Annotated in this window: 13 protein-coding genes, 2 tRNA genes and 1 rRNA gene; 6 read left to right on the forward strand and 10 right to left on the reverse strand. The window is 48.4% G+C overall.

Annotated features, from left to right (window positions below):
- Positions 1–52: 52 nt before the first annotated feature.
- Both KNQ15_RS06705 and KNQ15_RS06710 read left to right on the forward strand, forming a co-directional pair.
- Entirely contained in the window at positions 53–1,954 is a 1,902-nt protein-coding gene (locus KNQ15_RS06705) for an ATP-binding cassette domain-containing protein (protein WP_029342826.1), read from the forward strand.
- Positions 1,954–2,376, forward strand: a complete 423-nt coding sequence (locus KNQ15_RS06710) for a hypothetical protein (protein ID WP_064299193.1) — start codon at positions 1,954–1,956, stop codon at positions 2,374–2,376. Before KNQ15_RS06705 ends, KNQ15_RS06710 begins: the two co-directional genes overlap by 1 nt.
- A gap of 115 nt (positions 2,377–2,491) precedes the next feature.
- Here the strand turns inward: KNQ15_RS06710 and KNQ15_RS06715 are convergent, their stop codons facing one another.
- Complete coding sequence (locus KNQ15_RS06715) at positions 2,492–3,085, reverse strand: flavin reductase family protein (protein ID WP_214728445.1); 594 nt, start codon at positions 3,083–3,085, stop codon at positions 2,492–2,494.
- A 19-nt stretch (positions 3,086–3,104) separates the two neighbouring features.
- Positions 3,105–3,503 carry a DoxX family protein gene (locus tag KNQ15_RS06720; protein WP_023469608.1) on the reverse strand — a complete coding sequence of 133 codons (399 nt, stop codon included), beginning with the start codon at positions 3,501–3,503 and terminating at the stop codon, positions 3,105–3,107.
- A gap of 183 nt (positions 3,504–3,686) precedes the next feature.
- Between KNQ15_RS06720 and KNQ15_RS06725 the strand changes: the two genes are divergently transcribed.
- The 3 genes from KNQ15_RS06725 to KNQ15_RS06735 all read left to right on the forward strand — a co-directional run bounded on the left by KNQ15_RS06725 (position 3,687) and on the right by KNQ15_RS06735 (position 5,296).
- On the forward strand, positions 3,687–4,007 hold the full coding sequence (locus KNQ15_RS06725; RefSeq protein ID WP_023469609.1) for a winged helix-turn-helix transcriptional regulator: 321 nt from the start codon (positions 3,687–3,689) through the stop codon (positions 4,005–4,007).
- Positions 4,008–4,112: 105 nt separating this feature from the next.
- Positions 4,113–4,568, forward strand: a complete 456-nt coding sequence (locus KNQ15_RS06730; RefSeq protein ID WP_214728447.1) for a flavodoxin — start codon at positions 4,113–4,115, stop codon at positions 4,566–4,568.
- A 68-nt stretch (positions 4,569–4,636) separates the two neighbouring features.
- Complete coding sequence (locus KNQ15_RS06735; RefSeq protein WP_214728449.1) at positions 4,637–5,296, forward strand: haloacid dehalogenase type II; 660 nt, start codon at positions 4,637–4,639, stop codon at positions 5,294–5,296.
- 47 nt (positions 5,297–5,343) lie between these two features.
- Here the strand turns inward: KNQ15_RS06735 and KNQ15_RS06740 are convergent, their stop codons facing one another.
- The 7 genes from KNQ15_RS06740 to KNQ15_RS06770 all read right to left on the reverse strand — a co-directional run bounded on the left by KNQ15_RS06740 (position 5,344) and on the right by KNQ15_RS06770 (position 8,800).
- Positions 5,344–5,913: a hypothetical protein gene (locus KNQ15_RS06740; protein ID WP_055969420.1), complete on the reverse strand. Its 570-nt coding sequence runs from the start codon at positions 5,911–5,913 to the stop codon at positions 5,344–5,346.
- A gap of 28 nt (positions 5,914–5,941) precedes the next feature.
- Positions 5,942–6,949, reverse strand: coding sequence for a tRNA (adenosine(37)-N6)-threonylcarbamoyltransferase complex transferase subunit TsaD (gene tsaD, locus KNQ15_RS06745; protein WP_214728451.1), 1,008 nt, complete (start codon positions 6,947–6,949; stop codon positions 5,942–5,944).
- Complete coding sequence (rimI, locus tag KNQ15_RS06750) at positions 6,946–7,401, reverse strand: ribosomal protein S18-alanine N-acetyltransferase (protein ID WP_214728453.1); 456 nt, start codon at positions 7,399–7,401, stop codon at positions 6,946–6,948. Before rimI ends, tsaD begins: the two co-directional genes overlap by 4 nt.
- A complete protein-coding gene (gene tsaB, locus KNQ15_RS06755) occupies positions 7,394–8,047 on the reverse strand; it encodes a tRNA (adenosine(37)-N6)-threonylcarbamoyltransferase complex dimerization subunit type 1 TsaB (RefSeq protein WP_214728455.1) in 654 nt (217 codons plus the stop codon). Before tsaB ends, rimI begins: the two co-directional genes overlap by 8 nt.
- Positions 8,044–8,493, reverse strand: a complete 450-nt coding sequence (tsaE, locus tag KNQ15_RS06760; RefSeq protein ID WP_214728463.1) for a tRNA (adenosine(37)-N6)-threonylcarbamoyltransferase complex ATPase subunit type 1 TsaE — start codon at positions 8,491–8,493, stop codon at positions 8,044–8,046. The genes tsaB and tsaE overlap by 4 nt, the downstream gene beginning before the upstream one ends.
- 119 nt (positions 8,494–8,612) lie before the next feature.
- Positions 8,613–8,689 (reverse strand) — tRNA-Met (locus tag KNQ15_RS06765).
- Between the two features lie 34 nt (positions 8,690–8,723).
- Positions 8,724–8,800 (reverse strand) — tRNA-Met (locus KNQ15_RS06770).
- A gap of 129 nt (positions 8,801–8,929) precedes the next feature.
- Between KNQ15_RS06770 and KNQ15_RS06775 the strand changes: the two genes are divergently transcribed.
- On the forward strand, positions 8,930–9,394 hold the full coding sequence (locus KNQ15_RS06775; RefSeq protein ID WP_214728465.1) for an NUDIX hydrolase: 465 nt from the start codon (positions 8,930–8,932) through the stop codon (positions 9,392–9,394).
- A 100-nt stretch (positions 9,395–9,494) separates the two neighbouring features.
- Here KNQ15_RS06775 and rrf read toward each other — a convergent pair.
- Positions 9,495–9,610 (reverse strand): 5S ribosomal RNA (gene rrf / locus KNQ15_RS06780).
- Positions 9,611–9,739 lie beyond the last annotated feature (129 nt).

Raw genomic sequence — 9,739 nt, forward strand, 5'->3', positions numbered from 1 at the left:
GGACCTCGCGCTTTTGTTCGTGATAAACTAAAGGGTGGAAGGATGGATGGAAATGATACTCTTACAAGTCAATCAACTCTCGAAATCATTCGGCGTCGAGCCGATTTTAGAAAATATCAAACTGGAAGTACAAGAGCGGGATCGGATTGCGCTCGTCGGACGAAACGGTGCCGGTAAATCGACCTTGCTCAAAATCATCGCTGGTGAACTCAGTCATGACTCGGGCGACATCATGAAAGGCAAGGATGTCAAAATCGGTTATCTTGCACAAGACAGTGGTCTCGAATCGAATGAGACGATCTGGAACGAGATGCTGACCGTCTTCGAACATCTCCAGGAACAAGAACGAACACTGCGCCGGATGGAAATCGAAATGGGCATGGAGCATATCTTGAACGACCCGGTCGCTTACGATCGTCTCTTGAAGACGTACGACCAAGCACAACACGACTTCTCAGAAGCCGGTGGTTATCAGTTCGAAGCGAATATCCGCTCCGTTTTGCACGGCATGCGCTTTTATCCGGATGATTACTCGCGCCGGATTCAGACATTATCCGGTGGTCAACGGACACGACTCGCCTTAGCGAAGATGCTTCTGCAAGCACCAGAGCTCCTCATTCTTGATGAGCCGACCAACCACCTTGATATCGATACACTCGCTTGGCTCGAAAGTTACCTCGGCGGTTATCGTGGCGCCGTCCTGATCGTCTCACACGACCGGTACTTCCTCGACCAAGTCGTCAATGTCGTCTATGAGCTGTCGCGCAATGTCTGTCGTAAGTTCACCGGGAACTACACGAAGTACTTGGAACAAAAAGCGGCCTTGTACGATCAAGAAATGAAACAGTTCGAACAGCAACAAGAAGAAATCGCGAAGATGCAGGACTTCATTCAACGCAACATCGCCCGGGCGACGACGACAAAACGTGCCCAAAGTGTCCGGAAACGGCTCGAGAAGGTCGACCGACTCGACCGACCAGATGGGGATGAACGTAGCACGGTCCTGTCCTTCCCAATTGAAAAACAGAGCGGGAACGATGTTCTTCAAGTCAATCAACTGGCGATTGGTTACGAAGAAGCTGTCTCAAAAGACATCACGTTCCGCTTGCAACGCGGCGAATCACTGGCACTCGTCGGACCAAACGGAATCGGAAAGTCGACGCTCTTGAAAGTTCTCGTCGGTCGCTTACGCCCCCTATTCGGTGATTTCCGATTCGGAACCGGCGTCTCGATCGGATATTACGATCAAGAGCAGGCGGAACTCAATGACCGGAACCGTGTCATCGATGAGATTTGGAACGAATGGCCATTGATGCGTGAACAAGAAGTCCGTTCTGTCCTCGGACAATTCTTGTTTAGCGGCGACGACGTCTTCAAAATTGTCCATGAATTATCCGGTGGCGAACGCGGACGTCTCGCACTCGCAAAACTGAAACTACGGAAGACGAACGTCCTCGTCCTCGATGAGCCGACGAACCACTTGGATTTGGATTCGAAGATGGTCCTTGAAAATGCCCTCGTCGACTACGAAGGAACGCTGTTATTCGTCTCTCACGACCGTTACTTCATCGACCGGATCGCGACACGCGTCATTGAGATGAGTGAAGCGGGTGTGACGGAATACCTCGGTGATTATTCGTACTACACGGAGAAGAAGGCGGAGCAAGAAGAGATTGCTCGTCTTGAAGCAGAGGAAGCAAAAGCCGCAAAGGTCACTGCGTCGAAGACGATCGATAAAGAAGCACAGAAAGAAGAACGCAAACGCCGTCAGCAGATCGAACAACTCGAACAAGATATCGAACGGCTCGAACAGCGTTCGGCGGAAATTGAACAATTACTCTGTGAACCAGAAGTCTTCAATGATATTCCGAAAGCAACGGCTCTTTCAGCAGAACGTGACCAGATTGATGTCGATTTACTCGAATTGATGGAACGATGGGAGAACCAACACTGATGCGGACGAAAAGCTTTTTCATCAACTTGATTCAAGGACTGCTATCCGGCATCCTTTATTTCGTACCGATGTATGCGGACTACGTGTCGACCTTCATCCGACCGGATGCTTTTAATGCTGCGCTTCCTTTGTTCCTACTGATTTCTTGTATGATCGGTCTCGTCATCCAGACATGGAGCGGTCTCTTCGTCAGTTTACTCTCAGGACTATGCTGTACGCTCCTGACGACACAGCTATTCGTCGAACTCAATGATCCGTTGATTTTATCGTATTACGGTAGTGTCTCACCGCTCACCGCTTTCTTGATCAGCTGTGTCGGCATTTGGGCACTCGCGATCGTCTTTTATTTGCTCGATGGCTATCAGTACAGTAAACGTCATGGTCTTGAAGCCTCTTCAAACGAAATCGATCCACAACCTTGAATACTCATGCTTGAACGCTTCTTACATCCAAGATGAATAGTCTCAATCCACATTCTTTGAACAATAGCAAAAGAGGTAACATGCCAATCATCTGGCATGTTACCTCTTTTCTGTGTCATTTTGTCGGTCGGGCAATCGTAAACGTCTTCCCGATCGTCGCATAATCATTCCCTGCTAAACGAGCGACAGCCTTCAAGCCTGCTGCGTCAATCCGGAACGAATCGACGAGTTCATCCGCGACGTGATAACGCAGTACTTCCCCAATCAGAAGATCGGCACCTTCTAGCTCGACGTGTTGCGTCAAGCGCATCTCGAAGCGGATTTTCGCTTCGGCGATTCCGGGTACTTCGATCGCGTCACTATCGACGAGCGTCAAATCCGTCCGCTCAAGCTCACTTTCACCGTAAGCAAGTGGCGCTGCTGTCTCATTGACTGCGTCGACGATCTCTTCGCTGACGATATGGATGACATAACTTTGTTTCGCTAAGATGTTACGTGCCGTATCCTTCTGCCCCTGATCCGTCTGTTGTACGGCGATCACCAGTTGCGGCGGACTGCTTGAAGCGACCGTAAAGAAGGAAAACGGTGCGGCGTTGACCGTCCCGTCCTCTCCTTGCGTTGTCACGAAAGCAATCGGACGCGGAATGATGCTTCCGATCAGTAATTTATAATTGTCTTTTGCGCTAAGCGTTGATGCCTCGAACTTCATGAATGACCCACCTTTTTCTTCACCCGATGAGTGCAGCGAGTGAATAGTCTCCAGCACCGATCATCGCTACACCAAGCGCGATGACGATCAATGCCATGTTGTATTCGTACCCGTTCTGCGTCACCCAGTAACCATTCGCACCGTGTACTTTAACGATCGCGACAAGCATCGATCCGATGATGAGGAGTGCTGCGATCCAGAGGAATACGCCGCCTGCAAACAACAAGCCGCCGATCAATTCAGCAAGACCTGCTGTAATCGCGAGTGCCTTCCCTGGCTTCATGCCTATTGATTCGAACCAACCGCCTGTTCCAGCGATTCCGTGTCCGCCGAACCAACCAAATAATTTTTGTGTCCCGTGTGCAGCGAACGTTAAGCCGATGATTAAACGAATGATTAAAAGTCCTGTATCCATCATTTCTCTCTTCTCCTTTTACCTAATGTATTTTAGTTACTTTAAGTAACTCAATAAACAGACTATATCTTATCACTTACTAAAAGTAAATAGATTTGTTTTAGTTCTTTTTGTTACATTAAGTAAAATGATTCGATTTTTTTAGCAGAAGCGGGTATACTACAACTATAGAAAGGATGAGTGCTGATGGAAGAAGTCGCAATCCAACCGGCTCTTTGTCCCAAAGTCGAACATGCCTTTGAAATCTTAGGTAAGAAATGGACGGGTCTGATCTTACGTCACTTGTTGACGAAGACATGTCGTTTCAATGAGATTCAAGATGCCATTCCCGAATTATCAGGTCGTATGCTCACGGAACGTATGAAGGAGCTCGAAGCGGAAGGCATCGTCATCCGGACTGTCATTCCCGATCGTCCGATTAAGATTCAATACAGTTTGACCGACAAAGGGCGCCAACTCGAACCGGTCATTCGTTCCATTGAGGAATGGGCCGAACTACAAGACTAATGTATAGAAAAGCATCTTCTTTGGAAGGTGCTTTTTTATATGCCCTTTGACATTGATAATCATTATCAATTAAAGTGGAGAAGTACAGTGAAAGGAGGAAGATGCATGCATATCGCGATTGGATTCGTCAGCATGTCCGGTAATACGGAAGATATCGTCTCGCTCATTCAACATGAACTCGAGCAACACGATGTCGACGTGACGATCACGGAACTAGATCAATTCGTCGGGGAGGACTTATCACGTTTTGATGGTCTATTACTCGGCTCATATACATGGGGAGACGGTGATTTACCGTATGAAGCAGAAGATTTTGTCGAGGAGCTCCGGGAACAATCCTTAGACGGGATACCGGCGGCTGCTTTTGGTTCGGGGGATCTTGATTATCCGAAGTACTGCGCAGCCGTTGATTTGATTGAAGACGCATTAAAAGAAGCTGGGGCGACCCTCGTAACGGATGGCTTGAAGATTGAGTTTGATCCGAATACCCCGGAGAAACAAGCCGCTTGTCGTGCGTTCGCGCAAACGTTTCATCGCTTTTTACAACAGGTTCATGCTTGAGTGTCGTTTGAATCCGTACTGTAAGGGAATCGTTAAAGCAGACTCTATGAAAGTGAGATGAATGTTTTATGACGATTCAAGCACTCGTCTTTGACGTCTACGGTACATTATTCGATGTCCATTCCGTCAAAGAACAAGCCGAAGTGCTTTATCCGGATCACGGAGAAGCGATCAGCAAACGCTGGCGGGAGAAACAACTGGAGTACTCTTTCCTCCGGCAATTGAACGGACAGTATGTGCCGTTCAGCCAAGTGACACAAGATGCCCTCCGCTATACGTTACTTGAACTAAAGATCCATGTGACCGAGGAACAAATCACGACCTTAATGGAGACGTACCTGACGCTTGATGTATATCCTGAAGTCAGCTCCGTTCTCGAGACGATGGCGGACAAGCATCTGGTCGTCTTCTCGAATGGTTCCCATGATATGCTCGATCCGCTGATTGAGCAGTCAGGCTTAGCCGATCGGTTCGAACATCTCGTCAGTGTCGATGATATCAAACAGTATAAGCCAGCACCTGCATCCTATATGCATGCCTTAAACACGCTCGGTCTAAAACGCGAGGAGATCCTCTTCATGTCCTCGAACGGTTGGGATATCACCGGGGCGAAGAGTTTCGGCTTCAAAACGGCATGGATCAATCGAAATGGACTTCCGGTCGAGGAATTGAATCTCGATCCCGATCGCATCTATGATGACTTGACGGGTATCACTGAATGGCAATGAACGAACAACAGCGGACTCCTATTTAGGAATCCGCTGTTTTCATGGATTTAGTAATTAGACAAACGTGAGTAACCCTTCTTGAATAGATCGAGTTTCAGACCGCCTTCTTTTTCGATGAAGAAGAGGTATTCGTTTTGATCCGTATCCTTATAGAAGACCTTAAATAACGTCAACGTCCGTTTTTTATTGTTCTCGACAGCCGTCACCTCATGCTTTGAGATGACCTCGGCTTGGACTTGTTCTGCATCCATCTTTTGAATCATTGGTTCGAATGACTTCTTTTCTTGATCCGTCACCGGTGTTCCGGAAGCAATCATGAAATAATCATCACTCGCCTTGTTCGTTAAACCATACTTCCGATCGACGATGACGACGTTACTGAGCTTACCATTGATTGTCTGATCAAAAGCATATAACTTTTGAATCCGGGTCTTTTCCCCTTCTGCTCGTCCGATTTCGTAAAGTGGACGTTGTTTCGTATTCGTCTCGACCGCTTTTTTATCGGGTACGAGTTCTTCCTTATAGGCGACTTGGTATGCGTTGACGATTTCTCGGACCTGAAGTCCGATCGCGACGATGACCAGTACCGCTAACAATGCGATGATGACTTTTTTCATTCCATTTCCCCCAAGTTGTTCGGATTCCTTACTTTAAATCTAGCCCAGGTTCTGCGTTCATGGCAAGTGTCGAATGGCGTAACGCGCGATATGGATGAATCGCAGCCGCTCCGATCATCGCCGCATTGTCTCCACACAGGTGCATCGGCGGAATGACGAGATCAATACCTTCTTTCGCACACGCCGCTTCGAGACCTTGGCGTAATCCTTTGTTAGCAGCGACGCCACCAGCAAGTAGCAATTGGCGTCCCCCTTTATCCTTCACGGCACGGACCGCCTTCGTCACGAGTACTTCGACGACACTCGCTTGAAAACTTGCAGCTAAATCTTCCGGAATGATCGTTTCTCCCCGTTGTTCGGCGTTATGCACGGCATTGATGACTGCTGACTTCAAACCGCTGAAGCTAAAGTCATACGAGTCCTTCTCGAGCCAGACGCGTGGAAAATGGAACGTATCCTGACCAGTCTGTGCCAACTGGTCGATCCGTGGGCCACCTGGATACGGTAACTTTAACGTCCGAGCAACTTTATCATATGCTTCTCCGGCGGCATCATCCCGTGTTTCACCGATGACTTCATATACACCGTCTTCTGGCATGTAGATCAGTTCCGTATGCCCACCTGATGCAATCAAACAGACGAGCGGGAATTCAAGCTCTTGCACGAGACGATTCGCATAGATATGACCTGCGATATGATGAACACCAATCAATGGTTTATCATGCGCAAAGGCGAGTGCCTTCGCTGCGCTGACACCAACGAGTAAAGCCCCGACCAGTCCCGGTCCTTCCGTGACAGCGATCGCATCGATATCGTCGATTGTGACGTTCGCTTCCGTCAAGGCATCATCAATGACGTATGTGATCCGTTCGACGTGATGACGTGATGCCACTTCGGGCACGACGCCACCGAATCGTTTATGACTTTCGATTTGAGACGAGACGACGTTCGATAAGACGTCGGTTCCTCCACGGACGACGGCAGCCGCCGTTTCGTCGCAACTCGATTCAATTGCTAGAATCAATGGTTGTGTCATAGGTCTTCTTCCTCCAGTTCCAGCCAGTAGATGGCAGCATCTTCGTTGTTATCTTGATAATATCGTTTTCGAACACCGACATACTGGAATCCAAGTTTTTCATATAAAGTCCGCGCCGGTGTGTTCGAGACACGTACTTCGAGTGTCATTGCCCGCAAACCAAGCGCACGACCGACGGCGATCAATGCCGTTAGCAAATCTTCACCAAGTCCTTGTCCGCGGTGTAACTGCTTGACGGCAATATTCGTAATATGTCCTTCATCCGCGATATGCCACAGACCAGCAAATCCGACGATACCATCTTGATCGGCAACGACATAATAGGCATTCGGATTTTGCGTCATTTCCGCTTCGAAGGCATCTAGCGTCCACGGTGTCGCAAACGATTCGAGTTCGACCGCATGAACACCTGCAGCATCCTGTACGGTCATACGACGAATGCCCTTACTCATGACGCTGTGCCTCGATCCATTTCGCTTCTGCTTCAGCTAGACGCAGGTAGCGTGGCTCAAACGCATGCGCTTCGACTGTCTGACGTGTTGCGCCGAGTAAAGCGAGTACGCCGGCACGCGGCGTCCGGAAAGCAGGAGCCGCCTTTTCGAAGGGCTGAAGAATCTCTTCGAACGCATCGACGTCTCCTGTGACGAGTGTATCTGCCGGTAACGTCTTCACAAAAGATGCAATTTCGACATGCTGTTCTTCAGCGATTCGTTCTCCAGCTTCGTATACTCCGACAAACCCTGCTCCACGCCGCGCATCTTGAATCGCTGCGACGCGTCCCGTATGACCTGTCGAAGCTGCCATCAGTTCAAGTGTCGAGATGGCAACGAGCTCGATGCCGAGTGTATACGCGAGCGTCTTTGCTGTCGTCGCTCCAATCCGTAAACCCGTATAAGAACCAGGACCGTCAGCAACGACGACGCGTGTCAGTTGAGCCGGTGTCCATTTTGCTTCCGCCATCAAGCGCTCAAGTAACGGCATGAGTTTCGTCGCATGATTCAAAGACGTGACGTAAGATGCTTCTGCTACAATCTGTTTCCCGTCTGAAAGAGCGACCGATAGTTGTTTCGTTGATGTATCAATAGCTACGATTTTCATGATTTCAATCCCTCACATAATGTAATGTATCGTTCTCCGATCGGCTTCAGCTCAAAACGTCGGCTATCGTCACCTGTTCGTGTAATCGTGATTGCCAATCGATCAGGTGGAAGGCTGTCCGCAATCAATTCAGACCACTCGACGACAGCGACGCCTTCACCATTCAAATATTCTTCAAGTCCAATATCATCACCGGAACCTTCCAGGCGATAGACATCCATATGATAAAGAGGAAGACGCCCCTTATAGACTTTCATGATCGTAAAGGTTGGACTGTTGACGTGACGCGTCACACCCAATCCTTTCGCAAAGCTTTGGGTGAAAGTCGTTTTCCCAGCACCTAAGTCTCCGTCAAGCGTAATGACCATCCCTGCTTCAGCACGTCGTCCGAGTTCAAGGGCTAAAGCAGTCGTTTCTTCCAAGCTGTTCATTTCCAGTTCTATCATACGATGTCTCCTCCTTTAATACGTACTGTTCGTCCTTCTCTATTGTACCGGACGAAAAAGGCAAAAAAAAATACGAAACGCTGAACGTTTCGTAGTAAAGTTGAAGTTAAGTTTAAAATTGGTTGCGGGGGCCGGATTTGAACCAACGACCTTTGGGTTATGAGCCCAACGAGCTACCAGACTGCTCCACCCCGCGACGATAAACGTTTCGGATTTGATTATTTAAAAATTGGTTGCGGGGGCCGGATTTGAACCGACGACCTTTGGGTTATGAGCCCAACGAGCTACCAGACTGCTCCACCCCGCGATGATATAACGTTTCGACAGATATTAATATAACATGTGTCTTTTAAATTGGCAAGTCTTTTTGCCTTATTTCTTTTTACTAACTGTCATAATGAATATTCTTCTATACTGATACGAAAGGAGTGAGCAGATGGGATACTTATTAGATTTACGAAAAATCGTAGGGAACCGACCGTTGATCAGCGTGGGTGCGACCGTACTCGTCCTGAATCCACAGCATGAACTGCTATTTCAATATCGTTCGGATACACACAGTTGGGGACTTCCCGGTGGGTCGATGGAACCAGGTGAGACACTTGAAGAAGTCGCGATGCGTGAATTAGAGGAAGAAACCGACCTTCAAGCACGCAGCGTTCAACTACTAGACGTCTTCTCGGGTCCTGATTACTTCTTCCGTTATCCAAATGGCGATCAAACATATAGTGTGATTCATCTCTTTCAAGCAAAAGGAATATCGGGTACATTACAGATGACGGACGGAGAGAGCCTCGATCTTCGTTATTTTCCACTTGATCAACTACCAGACCCACTTGAAGCACGAGCCGCTGCGCTTTTGAAACAAGTCATCTCTCGTCTTGTCGAAACAACACCTTGAATTTAATGTAGATGTCGTATTTTAAAACTGGCTGTCATTTTGTCAGTTTTTTCTTTTCTACAACAAAAAGACCGACCTGCAATCTGCAGATCGGTCAAGTGCCTGGCAACGTCCTATCCTCACAGGGGGAAGCCCCCAACTACTTTCGGCGTTCAAGTGCTTAACTTCCGTGTTCGGCATGGGAACGGGTGTGACCACTTGGCTATCGTCACCAGACGATCGGGCTCGCGCCCTCAAAACTGAAGTCATCAACAATGCATCTGCTAGAACAAGGCCTCGACCGATTAGTATCACTCAGCTCCACATGTCGCCATGCTTCCACCCGTGACCTATCTACCTCATCGT

The organism is Exiguobacterium sp. s168, from assembly GCF_018619035.1.
Classification (GTDB): Bacteria; Bacillota; Bacilli; order Exiguobacteriales; family Exiguobacteriaceae; genus Exiguobacterium_A; species Exiguobacterium_A acetylicum.